Genomic DNA, 22,429 nt, shown 5'->3' with positions numbered 1-22,429 from the left:
GGGCTCGCCACCGCCACGATGCCGCCATGACCCGAACCCACCACCCCTCGCCACGCTTTCAGCTTCGCCTGGTTGCCGACCGGGAGATCGTTGTCGGACCGGGCAAGATCGAGCTGCTGGAGGCGATCGAGCGGCACGGCTCGATCGCCGCGGCCTGTCGCGAGATGGGCCTGAGCTACAAGAAGGCGTGGCAACTTCTCGACACCATGAACCGACATCTCGCCGCCCCGGTGATCGACACCGTCACCGGCGGTACTCGGCGTGGCGGTGCCACCCTGACGGTAGAGGGGCGCGCCCTGGTCGACGACTATCGCCGGCTGATGGCCGATCTCGTTGACAGCCCCCATGGAAAGACGCTGCTGAACCGTCTCGCGTCGACTGGCACCCCCGATGCCGAAGCGGCGGCCGACGCCGACTGATCCACGGCTCCGCCCGATTCCCTCTCGACCACCGCGTTACCGGCAGCTATAGTGACTTCCCGTTATTTCCATTCATACATAGCGAGAAGCCCGTGAATCTCCCGGCCCGACGAATTCCGTCTGTCCTGCTGGCGCTGGCGCTCTGCGTGCCGGCCGTCGCTCATGCCGACGGCGCGTCCGACCCGGTCCGGGTCTATGCCGCCGCCTCGGTGACCGATGCGATGAATGCGGCGATCCAGGCCTACGAAGCCGACCACGATGTCGATATCGTCCCGGTCTACGCCTCCTCATCGACACTGGCGCGCCAGATCGCCAGCGGCGCTCCCGCCGACATCTATCTCTCCGCCAACGAGCAGTGGATGGACTGGCTGGAAACCCAGGATCTCTCGGTCGAGGCACGTACCGACCTGCTCAGGAACCGACTGGTACTGATCGCGCCGACGACCAGCGACGTTGCCGCTTTCACCCCGGGCGACGGAACCACGATCGTCTCCCGGCTGGGCGACGATCAGCGCCTGTCGGTCGGCGAGACCAGCCACGTACCGGCCGGCATCTACGCCAGGCAGGCGCTGCAGTCGATCGGCGAATGGGACGCGCTGCAGTCGCGGCTGGCCAGTGGCGACAACGTCCGCGCCGCCATGGCGCTGGTGGAGCGCAACGAGGCACCGCTCGGCATCGTCTACCAGACCGACGCCGAGGCGAGCGATCGGGTCAAGCAGATCGGCGTGTTCCCCGACGACAGCCACGACCCGATCACCTACCCGCTCGCCGTGGTCAACCCGACGCCGGACGAGGCCACCGAGGCGTTCCGGCGCTGGCTGACGGGCGACGACGCCCTGGCGATTTTCGCTCGCTTCGGCTTCACGCCGGTCGAATCCGACTGAGGCGCGGATGTTCGAGGCGATAGCGCTCTCCGACGCCGAGTGGCAGGCGATCACTCTCAGCCTGAAGATCGCCGGCAGTGCCGTGGGGTGGATTCTGGTTCCCGGCGTCGCCGTGGCGTGGCTGCTCGCCCGTCACGACTTTCGCGGCAAGTCCCTGCTCGACGGCCTGCTCCACCTGCCGCTGGTGCTCCCTCCCGTGGTGGTGGGCTACCTGCTGCTGCTGTCGCTGGGACGCCATGGCTGGCTGGGGCAGTGGCTCTATCAGGGCTTCGGCCTGTCGCTGCCGTTCACCTGGCAAGGCGCGGCCATTGCTGGCGGCGTGATGGCATTCCCGCTGCTGGTCCGCGCCGTCAGGCTCTCGCTGGAGGCCGTCGACCCCAAGCTGGAGGCGGCCGCGGGCACCCTCGGCGCCAACCGCTGGCGCGTCATGTTCACGATCACCCTGCCCCTGGCGGTGCCGGGCCTGCTGACCGGCACGGTCCTGGCATTCGCCCGCGCGCTGTCGGAATTCGGCGCCACCATCACCTTCGCGTCCAACATCCCGGGCGAGACCCGCACCCTCCCGCTGGCGCTCTATACCCTGATCCAGACGCCCGGCAGGGAAGCCGCCGCCGCCAGGCTCTGCGTGCTGTCGATCGTCATCGCCATGCTGTCGCTGATGGCCTCCGAGTGGCTGGCACGGCGCGCCAGAAAGCGCCTGGAGGAGCGCGACCGATGAGCGGAGACATTCATCCCTCGACCCCGGGCGCACCTCCCGCCGCCGACGGTGCGCTGGAGTGTCGGCTGCGCAAGCGCCTGGGCAGCTTCGACCTGGATGTGGCACTGACGGTGCCGGGCCGGGGCGTGACCGCGCTGTTCGGCGAGTCCGGTAGTGGCAAGACCAGCCTGCTGCGACTCGTCGCCGGCCTCGATCGTCCCGATGCCGGCCATGTCCGGCTTGGCGAGCGGCTGTTGACCGAGGTCGCCAGCCGTACCCAGGTACCGCCTCACAAGCGCCATCTGGGTGTCGTCTTTCAGGAAGCGCGGCTGTTCCCCCACTACCGGGTTCGCGGCAACCTCACCTACGGCATGCCGAGGGCAGCGCGTCCCCAATTCGACGACCTGGTGGCACTGCTGGGGATCGGCCATCTTCTCGAGCGCCTGCCCGGCACCCTCTCGGGAGGAGAGGCGCGCCGGGTCGCCATCGGCCGCGCGCTGCTGACCCAACCTCGCCTGCTGCTGCTGGACGAACCGTTGACCGGACTCGATGGAGAGCGCAAGCGGGAACTGCTGCACTATCTCGTCCGCCTGACCCGGGAGATCGACCTGCCGGTGCTGTACGTCAGCCACGACACGGCGGAGATCGCCGCGATCGCCGATCATCTCGCCCTGATCGAGCAGGGACGGCTGACGGCACACGGCCAGCTGGACGCACTGATGATGCGACTCGACCTCACCGAGCGACTGGGTGGATTCGATGCCGCCACGCGACTGGGTGCTCGGGTGGTCGACCACGACCCCGCCTACGCCTTGACCCGGGTCGTCCTCGACGACGGACAGACGCTTCGCATCCCGGCGCTCGAACACCCACCGGGAACGCCGGTACGTCTGCGCGTGGGCGTGCGCGACGTTGCCCTCGCCCATGCCATGCCCGAGGGCACCAGCTATCGCAACGGGCTCGCGGTGGTGATCGATGCGATCGAACCCTCGACCCAGGAACCCAGCGCCAATGAAGTGCGCCTGACGATTGGGCGCCAACAGCTGCGCGCCCGACTTACCCGGCAGGCCTGTGACGAAATGCAACTGGTGGTCGGCAAGCCGATGGTCGCACTGATTCGAAGCGTCGCGTTCGACTCTCGATTCTAGCGGCGAAACAATCACTTGAGAGCAGGCCACGGCAACCCCCAGCCCAAGCGTATCGCTTTGTAGCTTAACGCTTTTTAGCGATTTTCCCGTCGCCTTGGCGATCGAGTCTCATATACACTGCCCATGGCAGGATGCCGCTGCCGCAAGGAAGCCCCTTCAAGGACGATGCGAAGATGCACGGAACGCGATAGGGACAGCATCCAGGGATCGACCGCAGAGCAACAGGACGTTGCCGGCCCTCAAGGTTGAGACTCGACAGGAAGTTGAGTGCGAAAGGACTCGCTTCCGTCCTCGTGTCGCACGCCGAAACGGTCAGCCGATCTCCCCCCAGCCCCTCCCGCTTCGACGACGTGTCGCTTTCCAGCCCGGTTCCTCATCGGCCTAAATCGCGTCATCACGCCTTCGGACACCACACCCCTTGATGATCACCTGGCAGAGGAAATCGCCGGCCGACTGAAAGTCTCGTTCGTCGAGCGCTTCACGATGTGTGATCCCCACGATCTGGGTCTCGAAGTCGGCGTAGTGCTGGGTCGCCGACCAGATCAGAAAGATCAGCCAGACGGGATCCACCGGGTCCATCAATCCGCGCTCCGCCCAGTGGCGGAAGACCTCGGCGCGGACTTCCACCCACTTTCGCATCTCACCGAACAGCGACTCCTTCAGAAATGGTGCCCCCTGCAGTATCTCGTTGGCGAAAAGCCGCGAGCTTCTGGGATGGGTCTGGCTCAGCCTCATCTTGCTGCGAATGAACGCCTCCAGCACCTCCGCCGGATCGTCATCGACGCTGATATCGCTCAGCATCGCATTCCAGCGCCACATCGTACGCTCGAGCAGGGTGATATAGAGGCGGCGCTTGCTGCCGACATAGTAGAGGACGTTGGACTTGGGGATCCCGGCAGCCGCGGCGATTGCCTGGATGCTGGCGCCCCGATAGCCGTGTCGGGCGAAGACGCTCTCCGCCGCCTCGAAAATCCGCTGTTCGTTACGTTCCCGGGCCGTGGCTTCGGGAAGATCGTGATTATCCACCTGAACTCCTTTTACCCATCAATCAGACTGAAAGCGCCCGCTACGGTGCCAGGCTGCCACGCCCCTGGCGCGCCTATCAGTGGCTTCCGATGCCGATGCTATGCTGAATCATGAGGGTTGTCTGCCGGTGAACCCGTTTCGGCACCGGTAGAGAGCACTTGCCATCACGGCCGGAATCGAAGAGGCTATACGAAGCTGACCGATCGGTCAGGATTTATCCTGCAAGGTTGCCGGGAGACGGCAGCCCGCACAATGACAACGGCAGGCTCCCCATGATCGAATTCTTCCTCAACGGCCAGCATCGGCGGCTGGCCGCCGCGCCCGACACCAGCATACTCGAGCTGTTGCGGGGTCCTCTCGCGCAGCACGGCACCAAGGAGGGTTGCGCCTCCGGAGATTGCGGCGCGTGCACTGTCGCCATCGCCCGCCCCGACGACGACGGGGCGATGGCCTATCACACCTTGAATGCCTGCATCACCCCGGCTCATCAGTTGCAGGGCGCCCACCTGGTGACCGTCGAGGGTCTGGCTCGGGGCGATGCGCTGCACCCGGCCCAGGCATCGATGGTGGCATGCCACGGCAGTCAATGCGGGTTCTGCACCCCCGGCATCGTGATGTCGCTGTTTGCGCTACACGAACAGCAGCGAGCGCTCCCCCGGCAAGAACTGGACGACCACCGCCTGGAAGCGGTACTCGGCGGCAATCTGTGCCGCTGCACGGGCTACCGTCCGATACGCGACGCCGCCCGTAGCATGGGTGAACGCACCGACACTCGCCCCCCCTGGGCGGAGGACCCCGCCTTCGAGCAGGTGGTTCGCGATCTCTCCCCGACCGTGGCCGGCGAGGACCAGACTGGCTATCTCACGCCGACCACGCTCGCCGAGCTCATCGCCACCATGCAGCGCCATCCCGAGGCCAGGCTGGTCGCCGGCGCCACCGACCTCTGGCTCGAGATCACCCAGCGGCTCGCGCGGTTCGACGCCGTGATCGATCTGCGCCAGGTCGAGGAGCTCCGCCGGATCGAGGAAGTCGCGGACGGCTGGTGGGTGGGTGCGGCGGTCACCTACCGCGAGTGGGAGCCGCTGCTGAAAACCCATTACCCCGCTTTCGCGCATCTCCTGACCCGGCTGGGTTCGGAGCAGATCCGCAATCGGGCCACCGTCGGCGGCAATATCGCCAACGCTTCCCCCATCGGCGATACGCCGCCCGTGCTGCTGACGCTGGACGCGACCCTGCGTCTCGCCGGGCCGCACGGGATTCGGGAGATCCCGCTAGAGTCGTTCTTCCTCGACTACAAGCAGACCGCTCTCGCTCCCGGCGAGTGTATCGCCGCCATCTTCCTCCCCAGGCCGGGCGACGGCCACGAACAGCGCGTCTGGAAGCTCTCCAAGCGGCGTGAGGACGACATCTCGACGCTGCTGGGCGCTTTCCGTTGGCGACTGCAGGACGGCACGCTGCGGGACGTGCGCGTCGCCTACGGTGGGATGGCGGCGATCCCGCTGAGAGTCACCGCCGTGGAGGCCGCGCTGGAGGGCAAGGCCCCCGACGAGGAGAGCTTCGGTGCCGCCAGGCGGGCACTCCACCAGTCGCTCACGCCAATGAGCGACGCCCGTGGCTCCCGCGACTACCGCGCCACCGCCGCGGCCAACCTGCTCGAGCGCTGGCGACTGACACTCGCCCATGCGGACCTGGAAGAACCGACCCAGGAGGTGACACTCGATGCGTACGCTGACTGAAAAACGATACCGATCGGCGCGCGTCGCTTCCGAAGCCGTGCCGGAAGCCCTGGCCGAGGCCGACCGGGGGAAAGGCGCCGAGATCGGCCGGCTCGAAGGCGACGAGCCGGTTGCCCGCGACACCGTCAGCCCACGGCCGACCCGGGACACTGCCCGTCACGCCCAGGCTCACGAGAGCGCCATCAAGCATGTCACCGGACGCGCCCGCTATATCGACGACCTGCCGGCACCCGGCGATACGCTGCACGCCATGGTGGGATTGAGCGAGGTGGCCCATGGCCGGGTGGTCCGCCTCGACCTCGATGCGGTGCGGGCGATGCCCGGCGTGGTCGACGTGATCACGACGCAGCACATTCCCGGGCATCGCGATATCGGGCCGGTGTTCCCGGGCGACCCCATGTTTGCCGACGAGGAAGTCAGCTATGTCGGCCAGCCGCTGTTCGCCGTGGCCGCCACCAGCTATCTCGAGGCGCGCCGCGCGGTAAAGGCAGCAGTAGTGGAGATCGAGCCGCTGCCGCCCCGCTTCGACCCGGTCGCCGCCGCCGAGGCCGGCGAATTCGTACGCCCCACCCACCGGCAGGTCAGCGGGGATTGGGAGCAGGCGCTCGAGCACGCCCCCCACGTGCTCGAGGCCGCGCAGTTCGTCGGCGGCCAGGAACACTTCTACCTCGAGGGTCAGGCCTGCCTGGTCGTACCCAGCGAGGATGAGGGCGTCATCGTCCATACCTCCAACCAGCACCCCAGCGAGACCCAGAAGCTGGTCGCCGAGGTGCTGGATATCCCGTTCCATGCGGTGACGGTGGAGAATCGCCGCATGGGTGGCGGTTTCGGCGGCAAGGAGACCCAGGCCGCGCCCTGGGCATGCGTCGCAGCATTGCTGGCGAGGCGAACCGGCCGCGCCGTTCGCCTGCGCCTGCCCCGTGGCGACGATACCCGCGCTACCGGCAAGCGCCATCCGTTCCACAATCGCTACCGGCTGGGTTTCGACGATGACGGCGTCATCCTCGGCGGCGACATCACCCTGATCGGCGACTGTGGTCACTCGCCGGATCTCTCCGAAGCGGTGGTCGACCGCGCCATGTTCCACGCCGATAACGCTTACTCGCTGGGGGCCGCGCGCGTGACCGGCCATCGGGCGCGTACTCATACCGCCTCGAACACGGCGTTTCGCGGTTTCGGTGGCCCCCAGGGAATGATGATCGCCGAACTGGCGATGGACGACATCGCCCGCCATGTCGGCCAGGACCCGTTGACCGTGCGCAAGCGCAATCTCTATCGCAGCGGTCGCGACACCACCCACTACGGCCAGCAGGTCGACCAGCATCCGCTGATGGTGGAGATCATCGAGCGGCTGGAACGCAGCAGCGACTACTGGCAGCGCCGCGACGAGATCACCGCGTTCAACCGCGAAAGTGCCGTGATCAAGCGCGGCATGGCGCTGACACCGGTCAAGTTCGGCATCTCCTTCACCGCCAAGCACCTCAACCAGGCGGGCGCCCTGCTCCACGTCTACACCGACGGCAGCGTGATGATCAATCATGGCGGCACCGAGATGGGCCAGGGTCTGCACACCAAGATCTGCCAGGTGGTCGCCCGCGAACTGGGGCTCGATTTCGACTCGGTACGCATCAGCGCCACCCGCACCGACAAGGTCCCCAACACGTCGCCCACCGCAGCCTCCAGCGGTGCCGATCTCAACGGCATGGCCGCCCGTGACGCCGCCGCACAGATCCGCCAGCGTCTGCTCGACTTCGCCGCCGAGCACTATCGCCTGGACCGCGAGGGGCTGCGTCTCGTCGACGGCGAACTGGTCTCCGGCGTCGGCGACGTGCATCAGCGGGTGGCGTGGGGGGACCTGGTCCAGGCGGCCTATCTCGGTCGCATCTCGCTATCGGCGACCGGGTTCTACGCCACGCCCCTGATCCACTACGATCGCGACACCGGCCAGGGCCGACCGTTCTACTACTTCGCCTACGGCGCCGCGGTCAGCGAGGTCCGCATCGACACCCTGAGCGGGGAGTATCGGGTCGAGCGCGTCGATATCCTCCACGATGTCGGCGACTCGCTCAATCCGGCCATCGATCTGGGTCAGGTCGAGGGCGGTTTCATTCAGGGCATGGGCTGGCTGACCAGCGAGGAGCTGAAGTGGAACGACGACGGCCGGCTGCTGACCGACGGCCCCGCCACCTACAAGATCCCGACCTTCGGCGACCTGCCACCCATCTTCAATGTCGAACTGCTCGAGGGCCATCCCAACTCCCAGGCCAGCATCTATCGCTCCAAGGCCGTGGGCGAACCGCCATTCATGCTCGGCATCTCGGTCTGGTCGGCGCTGCGCGATGCACTCTCGAGCCTGACCGGCTACCGCGCCAGTCCGTCGCTGGATACCCCTGCCACGCCGGAGCGGGTACTGATGGCGGCCGAGGCGCTACGCGCCGCGCAGGCGAACGCCGGGGACCCACGATGAGCGACGACGAGGCTCGCGAAGCTGGGGACCACCACGAAAGCTGGCACGCCGCGCTGCATCGCCTGCAGGAGCGCGGCGTCCCTCACGTGCTCGCCAGCGTCGTCGGTGCTGCCGGCTCGACCCCTCGGGAGCCCGGCGCCAAGCTGGTGGTCACCTCGACGGCGGTCATCGATACGCTGGGTGGCGGCCACTTCGAGCAGCAGGTGATCGAGACCGCCCGGCGGCATCTGGCGGCAACCCCCGTGGCGGCGGGCACCCATCTCGAGGCGTTTGCGCTGGGCGGCCGCTCCGGGCAGTGCTGTGGCGGGTTCGTGCACGTCCTGATCGAGGTCTTCGCCGGCGCCGAAAGCCACCTGACGCTGTTCGGCGCCGGTCACGTCGGCCAGGCCCTGGTCGAACTGCTCGCGCCACTGCCCTGGCGCATCGACTGGTACGACAGCCGCGCGGGGGCGTTCCCGCCCCGGCCCTCTCACGACCGCTACCCCGACCGAATCCGGCCCCTGACGCTGGCGGCGGATGCCGAAGGCGTGGCACGGGCCGTGGCGGCCATCCCCCCGAATGCTCACGTGCTGGTGATGACCCACGACCACGCCCAGGACCGGGATCTTGTCGCCGCCCTGTTATCCCGAACGAACTCGGGCGATGGGGCGTTGCGCTCCATCGGCATGATCGGCTCGAACAGCAAGTGGGCCAGCTTCCGCTCGCGCCTGGCCGCCGCCGGATTCGATGACGCCACCCTGGCGCGGATTCGCTGTCCCATCGGCCTGGTCTCCACCGCCAGTAAGCGCCCTCGCGAGATCGCGATCAGCGTTGCCGCCGAACTGCTGGCCGGCCAACGCCCGCCGGAAGGCGCACCGGCACAACGAGGCGCGGCGCCGGAGCGACTTCGTTCCGCCTTTGCAGGCGCCGAGCCGATCGACACCGCCCATTCAAGAGATTCCGCCAGAGAATGACCATGACAAATCATCAACGTCTGCTTCGCGGCCCGCTGTTCACCTGCCTCGACGATCCCGGCGAGGATGCCGTGCCCTTGACCGGCACCACCCGCTATCTCGAGGACGGCGCGATCTGGATCGTCGACGGCCACATTCACGCCGTCGAACCTTTCGAGGGTCTCGCCGATCGGCTACCGGCCGGGATCGAGATCGTCGACTACCGCGACAAGCTGATGATGCCCGGCTTCATCGACAGCCACGTTCACTACGTTCAGCTCGACATCATGGCGTCCTATGGCCGCGAGCTGCTCGATTGGCTCAACGACTACACCTTTCCCGCCGAATGCCGGTTCGCCGACGCCGGGCACGCCCAGGCGGGGGCCGAACGGTTCCTCGACGAGATGCTGCGGGTCGGCACCACCACCGCGCAGGTGTTCTGCTCCTCCCATCCGGTCTCGGTGGACAGCTTCTTCGCGGCGGCCCAGCGTCGCCAGCTGCGCATGATCGCCGGCAAGGTGCTGATGGATCGCCATGCGCCGGACGCCTTGACCGACGACACCCTCGGCGGCGTTCGCGACAGCGAGCGGCTGATCGCCGACTGGCATGGGCGCGACCGTCTCGACTACACCCTGACCCCACGCTTCGCCCCGACCTCGACCCGCGAGCAGCTCGACGCCGTGGGTGGCGTGCTGCGCAATGCCCCCGATCTCTACCTGCAGACCCACCTGTCGGAGAATCGCGGCGAGATCGCCTGGGTCGCCGAGCTGTTCCCGGAAAGTCGTGACTATCTCGATGTCTACGAGCGTCATGGACTCGTCGGCCCGCGCAGCACCTTCGCCCATGGCATTCATCTCGACGCGGAGCAGCGCCGACGGCTGGCGCAGGGTGGCGCCAACATCGCCTTCTGCCCGACCTCGAACCTGTTCCTCGGCAGTGGGCTGATGGACCGCCTGGCCTGCCGCGACGCCGGGCTGGCTACCTCGCTGGCCAGCGATGTCGGCGGCGGCACCTCGCTGTCCGGCCTCGGCACGCTGCAGGGGGCGTATCAGGTAGGGGCGCTGCTGGGCCAGCCGCTGACCGGTTGGCAGGGGTTCTACCGGCTCACGCTGGGCAACGCCCGGGCGCTGCACCTCGATGACAAGATCGGCAGCCTGCAGCCGGGGTTCGAGGCGGATATCGCCGTTCTCGACCCCGAGTCCACCCCGCTGATGGCGCGCCGGCTATCCCAGACCACGACCCTGTCCGAACGCCTGTTCGCACTGATGATGCTGGGCGACGACCGCACGGTAGCGGCGACCTGGGCCAATGGCCGCCTGGCCCACCAGCGCGACGCGGCAGCGGCCTGACGACGCTCAGCCGTTGGCCGTCTCCGGCAGCGGGTAGCGGCGATCCGAGGTGCCGGCCTTGACCACCTGACCCGGCACGTCGTGGCCGATCATCGCCGGCAGCAATTCGGCGGCGGCGATCAGGCGGTCGAGGTCGACGCCGGTCTCCACGCCCATCTGCTCGAACATGTGGACCAGGTCCTCGGTGCAGACATTGCCGGTGGCCCCCGGCGCGTAGGGACAGCCGCCCAGGCCGCCCAGCGCGGCATCGAAGCGCGTGATCCCGCTCTGCCAAGCGACCAGGGCGTTGGCCAGCCCCATCCCGCGGGTGTTGTGGACGTGGAGCGTCACCGGCAGCCACGGCCAACGGCTCAACGTCTCGCGGCTCAGATCGGCGACCTGGCGCGGATTGGCCATCCCGGTGGTGTCGCAGAGGGTGATCCCCTGGACGCCCAGCGCCAGCAGCTTCTCGGTGATCGACAGCACCCGCTTGAACGGCACCTCGCCCTCGAACGGGCAGCCGAATGCCGTCGAGATCGAGGCGTTGACGAAGACGTCGCTTCCCTTGGTGATCTCCAGAATCTTGGCAAAGCGCTCCAGCGACTGTTCCGCGGTCATGCGAAGGTTGGCTCGGCCGTGGCTGTCGCTGGCGGACAGCACCAGATTGATTTCGTCGACCCCGCAGGCGAGCGCGCGCTCGGCCCCCTTCTCGTTGGGAACCAGGACCACGTAGTCGACCCCCGGCACCCGCTCGATACCGCGCATCACCTCCTCGGCATCGCGCAGATTGGGAATCGCCTTGGGCGAGGTGAACGAGGTCGCCTCGATCTTCGCCAGCCCGGTACGGGAGAGCGCGTCGATCAACCGAATCTTCTCCTCCGTGGGGACGAACCGCGATTCGATCTGGAGACCGTCACGCGGTGCCACGTCGTTGACGGTGATGGACTGTGTAGGCGTCGTCATCAGATCACTCCTCGTTCGCGCATCTTCGCCTGGGTCTCGCGGTCGATGCCGAGCTCGTCGAGCACGTCCCGAGTGTGCTGGCCAAGTGCCGGGCCGCCGCCCTGGATACGGCCAGGCGTCCGGCTCAGCTTGGGTAACACGCCAGGTACCTTGAGCGACTCGCCATCGCCCAGCCGAATGGTCTCGATCATCTCCCGGGCCAGATAGTGCGGATCGCTGACGATATCCCTGGCGGTGTACGGATAACCCACCGGTACGTGAGCGCTCTCCAGCACGTCGAGCACGTAGTCGCGACGGTGGCGTCGGGTCCAGTCGGCGATGGCCCCATCGATCAGCTCGGCGTGTCGACTGCGGCCATCGTTGTGGGCGAAGCGCGGGTCATCGGCAAGGTCCTGGCGACCGATCGCCGTCATTAGGCGCTTGAAGATGCTGTCGCCGTTACCGGCGATCAGCACGTACTCGTCGCTATCGCCATCGCCCGACGCGCAGGGGTAGGCATTGGAGGGCGTGATCCCCGGCAGGGCGCTGCCGCTGGGTTCGCGGATCACCTCGGCACCGTCGTACTCGGGAATCAGGCTCTCCATCATCGCGAAGACCGACTCGTAGAGCGCCACATCGATGTACTGCCCCCGGCCACTGCGATGGCGCTCCTGCAAGGCCAGCAGGGCACCGATGATGCCGTAGAGCGCCGACAGCGAATCGCCGATGCTGATGCCGACCCGCACCGAGGGCTGGTCGGGATGCCCCGAGAGATAGCGCAGCCCGCCCATCGCCTCGCCGATGACGCCGAACCCTGGACGATCGCGATAGGGGCCGGTCTGCCCATAGCCGGAGATACGCACCATGATCAGGCCGGGGTTGCGTTCGCTCAGCGTTTCCCAGCCCAGCCCCCACTTCTCCAGCGTGCCGGGGCGAAAGTTCTCGATCACGATGTCCGCCTCGTCGACCAGCCGACGCACGATCTCCTGCCCCTCTGCCGAGCGCAGATCCAGCGCCAGCGATCGCTTGTTGCGGGTCTGCACGTGCCACCACAGCGAGGTGTCGTCCTTCAGCACGCGCCACTTGCGCAACGGATCACCCGTGCCCGGCGGTTCGATCTTGATCACGTCCGCGCCGAATTCGCCGAGCAGCTTGCTGGCGAAGGGCCCCGCGATCAGTTGACCCAGCTCCACCACCTTGAGTCCCGCTAGCGCCTGCGCGTCGTCGCTGGCCGCCATATCGCTCTCCTCCGTCACGTACATCGGCACCGCCTCGCTCGAACCGCTGCCGCCATGATCGTTTTTCGATAGCGGCAGAGTGACCCAGCCCTCGGGCTGCCACAATTAGGCGATCGTCAAGCTAGGCTTCGTCCATCGCGAACGCTAGAGTGGCCGCAACTTCGTCGCCAAACGGGCACCCTCACCATGAAGCGGCTCGACTTCATCACACTCAAGCTGTTCGTCGCCATCGCCGACCTGCGAAGCCTGACCCGCGCCGCCGAACGGGAGCACCTGGCCCTGGCGGCGGTGAGCAAGCGCATCAGCGATCTCGAGACCCAGCTCTCGACCACCCTGCTCTATCGGCGCCCGCGCGGCGTCGAGCTGACCCCCGCCGGCCATGCGCTGCTCCACCATGCCCGCCACATGCTGGACAGCCTCGACCACCTCAACGCCGATCTCAGCGAGTACAGCGTGGGAATCCGCGGGCATGTGCGGCTGCACGCCAACACCTCCGCGGTGATCGAGTTCCTGCCCGACGACCTGAGCGACTTCACCTGGCGCTATCCGCAGATTCGCATCGACATGCAGGAACGCCTGAGTCACGAGATCATCACGGCCGTCCGCGACGGCCTCACCGACATCGGCATCTTCTCCGCGCACATCCCCGCCGACGGCCTCTCGATCCAGCCCTACCGCCGGGACCGACTGGTGCTGGTCACCGCCCGGGACCATCCACTGGCGAACCGGCAGCGGCTGGCGTTCGCCGAGACCCTGGATCACGACTTCATCGGGCTGGAGCAGGACTCGTCGCTCCACGCCCTGCTGCACCAGGATTCCCAGCGACTGTCCCGGCCACTGCGGATGCGCATCCAGGTGCGCAGCTTCGAGGGCATCTGCCGCATGATCGACCGGGGCATGGGAATCGGCATCCTGCCCGCCCGGGCCGTCGCCGCCTATCGGGAGAGCCTATCCCTGGCGACGGTCCCGCTGATCGACGAGTGGGCGGAGCGCGAGCTGGTCATCGGCGTCCGCGACCTGGACGCACTGCCGCTGATCGCCCGCCAGATGGTCGACCATCTGGTCGGCGCGGGGACCCGAGAGCTCGAGGCCAGCGAGACCCGAGCCGGCGCGGTCGCTGCGACGAAGGTGTAAACCCTTCGAAAAGCACGAAGCCTTGCTTGCCCAGAAACCAATTTTTCCCGTCGGCGCCCCTCGCTACAGTCCTCTACCGTCTGCTGTCGTCCCCTCCCGGTTACAAGGCACAGCAGGCAGGTCTCCCATGCCAATCGATAACAAGACGAAGAGGAACGCGCCAATGATCAAGCCTCAACTCAAGACGCTCATCGTGGGCGGTCTGCTCTGGAGCGTCGCCAGTGCCTCCCAGGCTTTCGAGCAGAGCGGAAAGGTGGACTGCATCGCTCCCGCCAATCCCGGTGGCGGCTGGGACTTCACCTGCCGCTCCGTGGGGCGAGTGCTCAGCGATCTCGACCTGGTCGATGGCAACGTCCAGACCATCAACATGCCAGGCGCCAGTGGCGGTGTCGGTTTCTCCCACGTGGTCCAGAAACGGGCCGGCCAGGAGAACCTGATCGTCGCCGCCAGCACCGTGACCACGACCGGCCTGGCTCGCGGCCAGTTTCCCGGGATGGACGCCAGCATGGTCAACTGGATCGGGACGCTGGGCGCGGACTACGGGGTCATCGCCGTCGCCGCCGATTCGCCGTACCAATCGCTCTCCGACGTCATGCAAGCGCTGAAGGAGAATCCCAGGGCGCTGACCTTCACCGGCGGCACCGCGACCGGCGGCTGGGATCACCTCAAGCTGCTGATGGCGGCCGATGCCGCGGGCGTCGACGATCTGGCGCGCATCCCCTACCTCGGTTACAACGGCGGCGGCGAGGCGGTAACCCAGACCCTGGGAGGCCACGTCGATGCCTTCACCGGCGACATCTCGGAAGTGATCAGCTTCATCGAGTCCGGTGACCTGCGGCCTCTGGCGATCCTCTCCGAGGAGCGCCTGCCCGGCAAGCTGCAGGAGTGGCCAACGGCGCGTGAGCAGGGAATCGATACCATCGCCCCCAACTGGCGTGGTTTCTACATGCCGGCAGAGGTTTCCGACGACGCTTACGACTGGTGGGTCGATACCATCGACACGCTTTACAGCAGCGATGAGTGGAAAAGCGTCATGACGCAGAACGGGCTGATGCCGTTCGAGATGCATGGCGAAGCCTTCACGACGTTCGTCAACGATCAGATCGCCCAGATCGACGATATCTCGCGCCAGATCGGGCTCTCCCGGTAACCTGCCGGACATTCGGCGCTGGCGGGCGCCACCGCGGGAGCGCCGCTCGCCGTGTCGCCGAGCCAACGACGGCCCTGCCGGAGAAAATTGTCCCACCCGACGAAAGTTGTAGCCAGAGCGCCTAAGCTGGAGGAAGTCGACAACAGCAACAACAGGCTCCTCCATGAAGGCATCAGTCATCGATACGACGGTGGCGGCGTGGCTCGATGCGCTGCCATTCTGGCTCACGGCGGCGATCATCGTCGTCGTCACCATCGCCGCCCATGCCCTGCTCAAGTATGTGCACTTCCGGCTGCGACGACTCGGCGATAGCCGCCACTCCCTGCTCGGTACCACCGTCAAGGCCGTCCATCCGCCGCTGGTGGGCGTACTCTGGGTCTACGGACTCTTCGGCGCGGCCCACTTCCTGGTTCCGAACGCCGTCGAGGGCCACGCGCTGATCATGACGGTGGCGCACTTCTGTGCCGCCTTGCTTGGCGTCTGGCTGTTGATTCGGCTATGCCGGCGGCTGGTCGCCACCATGGATCGCTGGGGGGATTCGCGGACCTCGATACTGGAACGTTTCCTGGTGCCGTTCATGGCGCGCTGCCTGGCCGCGCTGATCCCGATCTTCGTGCTGTTTTCGCTGTTCCCGGTTTTCATCACCTCGGCCCGCCTCGACGCGGCGCTGCACGACCTGACCAGCCTGATACTGATCGGCAGCATCGCCGGGGTGCTGATTCACGGGATCAACATCAGCGAGCGGGCATTGAGCGAGCGCTACAAGTTCGATGACGAGGATGCGGTCGCGCGCAAGGTGCACACGCAGATCACCGTGCTGCGAAAACTGATCAATTTCATCATCGTCATTCTGGCGCTCGCCTCGATGCTGATGGTGTTCGAGAAAGTCCGCCAGCTTGGCGCCAGTATCCTCGCCTCCGCCGGGATCCTGGGTGTGGTGCTGGGTTTCTCGGCGCAGAAGGTACTGGGCAACCTGATCGCCGGCATCCAGATCGCCCTCACCCAGCCGATCCAGCTGAACGACTCGGTCATCGTCGAGGGCGAGTGGGGCTGGGTAGAAGAGTTGACGCTCACCTACGCGGTGGTGAGGACCTGGGACTGGCGCCGGGTCGTGTTGCCGATCACCTATTTCGTCGACCACCCCTTCGAGAACTGGACCCGCCGCGACAAGGATCTGATCGGTGTCGTCATTCTCTACGTCGACTACCACCTGCCGATGGAGCCGCTGCGGGCCGAGTGTCAGCGAATTGCCGAGGCCTCGCCATTCTGGACCGGGCGCGTCTGCAAGGTGCAGATGCTGGAGATGACCGAGCGCAACAAGCAGCTGCGTGTGCTGATCAGCAGCAGCGGCGGCCCCAATACCTTCGATCTACGCTGCGAGATCCGGGAAGGCCTGATCGACTTCATCTGCGCAAACTACCCCGAGTATCTGCCGACCCTGCGTCTGGACGTTCCCCAGCGCGATGGCGGCAGTACGCCGCCGGACCCGGCGACGACGAGAGTCGCGGGGGCCGACAACCGGGGCAGCAGGATCGGGCCCGCCCAGTGATCACTCCCGGCGGTAGACGTCGTCGAAGCGCTCGATGTCGTCCTCGCCGAGGTAGCTGCCGCTCTGGACTTCAATCAGCTCCAGCGCGATCTTGCCGGGGTTCTCGAGACGATGGAGCACCCCCAGCGGGATGTAGGTCGACTGGTTCTCCTCCAGCAGGAAGGTCTCCTCGCCCCGCGTCACCCGCGCCGTACCGCGCACCACGATCCAGTGCTCGGCGCGATGGAAATGCTTCTGGAGCGACAGCCGGCCACCCGGCCGCACGCTGATCTGCTTGACCTGGTATCGCTCGGCGGCATGGACGCCGTCGTAGCTGCCCCAGGGACGGTGGACCCGGCGATGCTGATCCCACTCGGTACGATTCTGGCGCTTGAGCGTCTCGGCAACGCGCTTGACCGCCTGCGAGGCGTCGCGATGCGCCACCATCACCGCATCCGGCGTCTCGACGATCATCAGGTCCCTGACGCCGATCGCCGCCACCAGTCGGCTTTCGCTGTGGATCAGGCTCCCGCTCACGCCGTCGACGATCACATCCCCACGCAGCGCGTTGTCATCCTCGTCCTTGGCGGAGATTTCCCACAGCGACTGCCAGGAGCCGACATCCGACCAACCGGCATCCAGTGTCACCACGCTGGCATCCGGGGCGTTCTCCATCACGGCATAATCGATCGACTCGGCCTCGCAGGCGCTGAAGGCGTCCACGCCCACCCTGAGGAAATCGAGATCGACCTGGCGCGCGTCCCAGGCCGACTTCACGGCCGCGAGCATGGCCGGCCGCTGACGCTCGAGGGCTTGCAGGTAGCGATCCGCCCGCATCAGGAACATGCCGCTGTTCCAGAGATAGCGGCCGCTAGCGAGGTAGGAGTGCGCGGTCTCTGCATCCGGTTTCTCGACGAAGCGCCGGATCGGCACCGCGCTATCGGCGCTCGGGGTGTCAGCGGCCTCGATATAGCCGTAGCCGGTTTCCGCCCGCGTCGGGGACACGCCAAACGTCACCAGCCGGCCCTGCTCCGCCGCCGCCCGCGCAGGCGCGATCGCCGCGATCAGCGCCTGCGGGTCGGCCACCGCGTGATCGGCCGGCAATACCAGCATCAGCGCATTGTCATCCCGGCCAATGGCCTGTAACGCCGCCAGGGCAATCGCCGGTGCGGTGTTGCGCAGCGCCGGCTCGAGCAGGATATCGCCGGTCACACCCGCCTCGCGCAACTGCTCGGCCACCAGAAAACGATGCGCATCCTGGCAGACGACGATCGGCGCCGCCGGCGACAGCGAATCGAACCGCGCCAGTGTCTCTACCAGCATGCTGCGACGCCCGGTAATGGGCAGAAACTGTTTGGGGTGACTCGCGCGGGACATCGGCCACAGACGCGTGCCGGCACCGCCAGCCAATACCACGGGTATGAGCATTCCGGCCTCTCCTTCGCGCTCGCTTGTCGGGTTGGGCATGGTCAGACGCTCAGTGCGCCGGACGGCCGCTGATACGCAGCGAATCACCGCGACCCACCGCAAAATAGAGCAGGCCGGCGGCCCGCACCTGCTCGGGCTCAAACAGGTTGCGGCCATCCACGATGACCGGGGTCCGCAGCGTGCGCTGAAGATGACCAAAATCCACCGTCCGGAAGGATTTCCATTCAGTACAGATCACCAGCGCATCCGCTTCCTGCAGCGCTTCGTCGCGCCCCCCAACCAGTGTCAGATCGGCGCGCTCGCCGTAAATGCGTCGACACTCCTCCATGGCTTCCGGATCGTAGGCCCGAACCTTGGCGCCAGCGGCCCAGAGCGCTTCCATCAGGTGGCGACTCGGGGCTGCGCGCATGTCATCGGTATTGGGCTTGAACGCCAGCCCCCAGACCGCCACCGTCTTGCCATCCAGTTGGCCATCGAACGCCTGGCCGAGCTTGTCGAACAGGGTCGACTTCTGGCGGTCGTTGACCGCCTCGACGGCATTGAGCAGCTGCGGATCGTAGCCGATCTGGCTGGCGGTCCGCGCCAGCGCCTGCACGTCCTTCGGAAAGCAGGAGCCGCCATAACCGCAACCGGGGTAGATGAAGTGATAGCCGATTCGCGGATCGCTGCCGATCCCTCGGCGGACCTGCTCGATATCCGCGCCCAACCGCTCGGCGAGGTTCGCGATCTCGTTCATGAAACTGATCTTGGTCGCCAGCATCGCGTTGGCGGCGTACTTGGTCAGCTCCGCGCTGCGCACGTCCATGAACATCAGTTTCTCGACGCGCCGGTTATAGGGCGCGTAGCACTCGCGCATCAGCGTTTTGACTTGCTCCGAGTCGGTGCCCACGACAATACGTGCGCCGTGAGTGAAATCCTCGATGGCAGCCCCTTCCTTCAGAAACTCCGGATTCGAGCAGACATCGAAGTCGAGCGCGACGCCGCGCTCGCCCAGGGTCCCACTGATCGCCTCGTGAACCCGATCCGCAGTACCGACCGGCACCGTGGACTTGTCGACCACGACCTTGTACTCGTCCATGTGCTGGCCGATGGTCTTGGCCACCGCCAGCACGTACTGCAGGTCGGCACTGCCATCCTCGTCCGGCGGCGTGCCCACGGCGATGAACTGCAGCGTGCCGAACGCCACCGCTTCCGCGGCGTCGGTGGTAAACAGCAGCCGCTGCTGACCGACGTTCTCGGTGACCAGCGTTTCCAGCCCGGGTTCGTAGATCGGAATCTCGCCCTGCTTGAGCCGGGCGACCTTCTGTTCATCGATATCCATGCACATGACGTCATGGCCCGCATCGGCCAGACAGGCTCCGGTGACCAAGCCGACATATCCGGTACCGAAAATCGTGATTCGCATTGCTGTCCCTTCAACCATCGGATGAAAAAAGCGCGAGCCGACACACCGTTTTCCTGCCTACGCGTCGCACTCGCCACTATACGATTGTGGCCTATGGTAATCGGTTTTCGACGGCGCGGCGCGGGTCGGCGGGTGAACGCCAGTAAAGCGTGACCAGCCCTCCCACGATCAGATTGTGGACATAGATGCCGGTCCAGAACGAGAGGTAGGACTCGAACTGATTGACGATCAGCCAATAGCAGAAGAACGCCACCGCGAACAGCGCCACGTCGTTGGGCATGTCGCCCCGCGCCCAGGCTCGCCAGGTGACGGTTCCGACCCAGGCTATCAATCCGATCATGCAGACGAGCCCCAGGAAGCCGTAATTGACCAGCGTCTCCAACAGGAAATTGTGCAGATGCCCAAAGTGGCTTTTCACGTACTCCGGCAACCAGGGCGTGTGCTCGATCACCAGCTCGCGCCCGTTGCTGCCCCAGCCGATCCAGGGCCGTTCGGCGATCCACTGGGTGGCCGCGACCCAGGAGTGGATGCGAATGCCGATGCTGCTGTAGGGCAGCGTATCCAGCCGCCCCGACAGCAACTGCGCGATGATCTGGTGTTCGGATAACACACGGTCGGCCAGCACGTGGCCGAATAGCATCATGACGATCGCACCCGCCAGGAGCAGCCCGGCGCCGATGCCCATGGTCAGCCGATTCAGCAGCCGGACCCGATAGCGTTTCTTGGCGTAAATCCCGAGCACGAACAAGACCACGACCAAGGAGAGGAGCAGCGCCAACCAGACGGCCCGAGTCTGGCCGAACAGAATCCCCACCAGCACCATCAGCATCATGCCGAACCAGACGCAGGCGCGGCCCCTATGAAACCCGCCGGACCAGCAGAACCGTCGGGCAAAGACACAGAGCCCGAGTAGCGCGACACCGAATAGCATCGAGGCATGCTGATTGTTCTGGATACCGAACCCGACACGCTCCCCCTGCAAGCCGAGGACCCATGATTCACGTCCCTCGGGATAAACAACCGTCGTCAGCAGAAAGGCTACCAATGCGAGCCCCCATACCCAGAAGAGATGGCACAGGCTTCCTCTCAACCACCAGGCGATGGCGATGAAGATGAACAGCTTTGCCATTCTTTCCGTATCGGGGTTGGGTCTGGCCCATTGCGGATGATCGGCGATGGCGAGCCACCAGCTGACGAGCTGGACCAGGCAGATCGCCACCAGCAGGACCAGTGCCCCGCTTTTGCGCCGCCAGCCTCCGAACACCAGCAACGAAGCCAGCCCCAGGAACGCCATGTAAGGCTCGATGACATCCTTCAGCGAATGCGCAGCGATTCCCAGGGCGGCATAGACCAGCACCAATGAAAAGCCCAACCACCAGAGCCCCCTAGGGCAGTACCAACCCATCCCTTCCCCTCACACTTTTCACTCGAAAAAGAAAACGCCGCAGCGGCGGCGTCACAAACTCACCCATCTCGAAACGACCCTTCACGGGTATCGTGCGGATAACTCGGCCTCAATAGGCGTGGGGATTCGTGAACCCCCGAAAGAACGTCAGCAGAATGATTTTCAGGTCGAGCCACAGCGACCAGTTCTCGATATACCAGAGATCACACTCGATCCGCTTGTTGAGGTCCGTGTCGCCACGCCAGCCGTTGATCTGGGCCCATCCGGTAATGCCGGCCTTGACCATGTGCTTCTGCATGTAGCCCGGTATCTCGTGCTTGAAGCGCTCGACGAAGATGGTGCGCTCCGGCCTCGGGCCGACGATGGACATGTCCCCGCGAAGCACGTTGATGAACTGCGGCAGCTCATCGAGACTGGTCCGCCGCAGGAAGGCGCCGAAGCGGGTCGTCGACTTGTTTCTCGCCCCGCCCCAATTCACACCGGCTTGCTCGGTATCGACATGCATGGAGCGGAACTTCAGCATCCAGAACGGTCGCCCGTTCCAACTGACACGCTCCTGCCGATAGAAGATCGGACCCTGGGAACTGGCTCTCACGCCCAAGGCCAGGATCAGGAGCAGGGGCGCAATCGTTACCAGGATCAGACTGGACAACACTACGTCCAGTATGCGCTTCTTCATTCGCCGCCAGCCCGTCATCGGCGAACAGCACACGTCGATGAGATGCTGCCCGGCGATGACCGATGTGCTGTGATTGATCAGACGCAGATCCGACAGGTTCGGCATCAGCCGGATATTGGCAGTGACCGTATCCAGCGCGTCGATGATGCGATGCGCATCATTCCCGCGTGACAGCGGCAGACATACCCAGACTTCGTCCTCCTCGACCGTGATGCGTCGTCCGAACTCGTAGTTATCGACAACGCCCTGGTATTTCCCGAGTCGCCGGCGGAGGCCGTAATCCAGGACCAGAACCCGAGCGACATCGAACCCCTGCCCGGGGTCCCGGCGCAGGGCGTAGAAAGCGTTGCGACACGATGAAGCGTCGCCGATCAACAACACCTTGCGCTGGTTGCGGCCATGCTTGCGCAGCCGGGTGATCAACGGATAGGCGAGCCCGCGGGCGCCCGTGGAGAGCGCGAAGGCCAGCAGCATCCACCCCAGCAGCCAGATGCGCGAGTAGTCGAACAGTTGGAACGCGAACATCACCATGGCAAGTGCCACGCCCCAGGCCAGATAGCCCCCAAGGAGCTTGGCGACCATGGCCAGCCAGCGACGCCCCCGCCATGAACGGTAGAGCCCGAACAGCGGGAACAGCCAAAGCTGGATGAGACCGCCCACCAGGAGCGCCCACTGGTAACGCTCGTAATGGACGACCACGCTATCGAATCGCCAGGCATAAGCGATCCACCCGGCCAGCAGCACGGCACAGAAATCCGCCCCGCGAGACAGCAGCGCCATCAACCAGTCGTGACCCCGGGGCCGCGACCTCTCCTCTGCAGGCGACATTATCCTCTCTCCATCCTCACGCTTCCGATGAGAACAGCGCTCATCCGTCAGTCGC

The 22,429-nt window shown here is 65.9% G+C and carries 18 protein-coding genes; 11 read left to right on the top strand and 7 right to left on the bottom strand.

The annotated features are described in order from the left end of the window. Positions 1 to 26: 26 nt before the first annotated feature. The 4 genes from DOM45_RS08530 (at position 27) to modC (ending at position 3,148) form a co-directional block, all read left to right on the top strand. Positions 27 to 419 carry a winged helix-turn-helix domain-containing protein gene (locus tag DOM45_RS08530; RefSeq protein ID WP_110599481.1) on the top strand — a complete coding sequence of 131 codons (393 nt, stop codon included), beginning with the start codon at positions 27 to 29 and terminating at the stop codon, positions 417 to 419. Between the two features lie 92 nt (positions 420 to 511). Continuing rightward, positions 512 to 1,303, top strand: coding sequence for a molybdate ABC transporter substrate-binding protein (modA, locus tag DOM45_RS08525; RefSeq protein WP_110599479.1), 792 nt, complete (start codon positions 512 to 514; stop codon positions 1,301 to 1,303). 7 nt (positions 1,304 to 1,310) lie between these two features. Next, a complete protein-coding gene (modB, locus tag DOM45_RS08520; protein WP_110599477.1) occupies positions 1,311 to 2,021 on the top strand; it encodes a molybdate ABC transporter permease subunit in 711 nt (236 codons plus the stop codon). Further along, the gene (gene modC, locus DOM45_RS08515) at positions 2,018 to 3,148 is read left to right on the top strand and encodes a molybdenum ABC transporter ATP-binding protein (RefSeq protein WP_110599475.1); all 1,131 of its coding nucleotides are present in this window, start codon (positions 2,018 to 2,020) and stop codon (positions 3,146 to 3,148) included. Before modB ends, modC begins: the two co-directional genes overlap by 4 nt. A gap of 381 nt (positions 3,149 to 3,529) precedes the next feature. Here modC and DOM45_RS08510 read toward each other — a convergent pair whose 3' ends face one another. Next, positions 3,530 to 4,174: a TetR family transcriptional regulator C-terminal domain-containing protein gene (locus DOM45_RS08510; protein ID WP_110599473.1), complete on the bottom strand. Its 645-nt coding sequence runs from the start codon at positions 4,172 to 4,174 to the stop codon at positions 3,530 to 3,532. A gap of 272 nt (positions 4,175 to 4,446) precedes the next feature. Between DOM45_RS08510 and xdhA the strand changes: the two genes are divergently transcribed. From xdhA to guaD, 4 genes are read left to right on the top strand one after another with little or no spacing between them, the layout of a single operon-like run. Continuing rightward, a complete protein-coding gene (gene xdhA, locus DOM45_RS08505) occupies positions 4,447 to 5,910 on the top strand; it encodes a xanthine dehydrogenase small subunit (RefSeq protein WP_110599471.1) in 1,464 nt (487 codons plus the stop codon). Next, positions 5,894 to 8,377: a xanthine dehydrogenase molybdopterin binding subunit gene (xdhB, locus tag DOM45_RS08500; protein WP_110599469.1), complete on the top strand. Its 2,484-nt coding sequence runs from the start codon at positions 5,894 to 5,896 to the stop codon at positions 8,375 to 8,377. The genes xdhA and xdhB overlap by 17 nt, the downstream gene beginning before the upstream one ends. Further along, complete coding sequence (gene xdhC / locus DOM45_RS08495; RefSeq protein ID WP_110599467.1) at positions 8,374 to 9,330, top strand: xanthine dehydrogenase accessory protein XdhC; 957 nt, start codon at positions 8,374 to 8,376, stop codon at positions 9,328 to 9,330. Before xdhB ends, xdhC begins: the two co-directional genes overlap by 4 nt. Before the next feature lie 2 nt (positions 9,331 to 9,332). Beyond that, a complete protein-coding gene (guaD, locus tag DOM45_RS08490; protein ID WP_110600422.1) occupies positions 9,333 to 10,658 on the top strand; it encodes a guanine deaminase in 1,326 nt (441 codons plus the stop codon). Between the two features lie 6 nt (positions 10,659 to 10,664). Here the strand turns inward: guaD and DOM45_RS08485 are convergent, their stop codons facing one another. Continuing rightward, entirely contained in the window at positions 10,665 to 11,600 is a 936-nt protein-coding gene (locus DOM45_RS08485; RefSeq protein WP_110599465.1) for a hydroxymethylglutaryl-CoA lyase, read from the bottom strand. Then, positions 11,600 to 12,817, bottom strand: coding sequence for a CaiB/BaiF CoA transferase family protein (locus DOM45_RS08480; protein ID WP_110600421.1), 1,218 nt, complete (start codon positions 12,815 to 12,817; stop codon positions 11,600 to 11,602). Before DOM45_RS08480 ends, DOM45_RS08485 begins: the two co-directional genes overlap by 1 nt. Before the next feature lie 186 nt (positions 12,818 to 13,003). Here DOM45_RS08480 and DOM45_RS08475 point away from each other — a divergent pair, with 186 nt between their 5' ends. The 3 genes from DOM45_RS08475 to DOM45_RS08465 all read left to right on the top strand — a co-directional run bounded on the left by DOM45_RS08475 (position 13,004) and on the right by DOM45_RS08465 (position 16,650). Continuing rightward, positions 13,004 to 13,951: a LysR family transcriptional regulator gene (locus tag DOM45_RS08475; RefSeq protein ID WP_110599463.1), complete on the top strand. Its 948-nt coding sequence runs from the start codon at positions 13,004 to 13,006 to the stop codon at positions 13,949 to 13,951. 163 nt (positions 13,952 to 14,114) lie between these two features. Continuing rightward, positions 14,115 to 15,101: a Bug family tripartite tricarboxylate transporter substrate binding protein gene (locus DOM45_RS08470; RefSeq protein ID WP_110599461.1), complete on the top strand. Its 987-nt coding sequence runs from the start codon at positions 14,115 to 14,117 to the stop codon at positions 15,099 to 15,101. 163 nt (positions 15,102 to 15,264) lie between these two features. Beyond that, positions 15,265 to 16,650 (top strand): mechanosensitive ion channel family protein, encoded by a 1,386-nt coding sequence (locus tag DOM45_RS08465; protein ID WP_110599459.1) that lies wholly within the window; start codon positions 15,265 to 15,267, stop codon positions 16,648 to 16,650. On the opposite strand, the gene DOM45_RS08460 is transcribed toward DOM45_RS08465, so the two are convergent. From DOM45_RS08460 to DOM45_RS08445, 4 genes are all read right to left on the bottom strand, one after another. After that, positions 16,651 to 18,057, bottom strand: coding sequence for a mannose-1-phosphate guanylyltransferase/mannose-6-phosphate isomerase (locus tag DOM45_RS08460; protein WP_110599458.1), 1,407 nt, complete (start codon positions 18,055 to 18,057; stop codon positions 16,651 to 16,653). Positions 18,058 to 18,106: 49 nt separating this feature from the next. Then, positions 18,107 to 19,462, bottom strand: coding sequence for a UDP-glucose dehydrogenase family protein (locus tag DOM45_RS08455; protein ID WP_110599456.1), 1,356 nt, complete (start codon positions 19,460 to 19,462; stop codon positions 18,107 to 18,109). 91 nt (positions 19,463 to 19,553) lie between these two features. After that, complete coding sequence (locus DOM45_RS08450) at positions 19,554 to 20,834, bottom strand: O-antigen ligase family protein (protein ID WP_240612332.1); 1,281 nt, start codon at positions 20,832 to 20,834, stop codon at positions 19,554 to 19,556. Positions 20,835 to 20,976: 142 nt separating this feature from the next. Then, the gene (locus tag DOM45_RS08445) at positions 20,977 to 22,374 is read right to left on the bottom strand and encodes an undecaprenyl-phosphate glucose phosphotransferase (RefSeq protein WP_240612331.1); all 1,398 of its coding nucleotides are present in this window, start codon (positions 22,372 to 22,374) and stop codon (positions 20,977 to 20,979) included. Between the last annotated feature and the right edge of the window lie 55 nt (positions 22,375 to 22,429).

The organism is Salinicola lusitanus (assembly GCF_003206045.1).
GTDB classification, from domain to species: domain Bacteria; phylum Pseudomonadota; class Gammaproteobacteria; order Pseudomonadales; family Halomonadaceae; genus Salinicola; species Salinicola lusitanus.
Note: the sequence above shows the minus strand (reverse complement) of the source record. Positions and strands in the feature narration are given on the sequence as shown.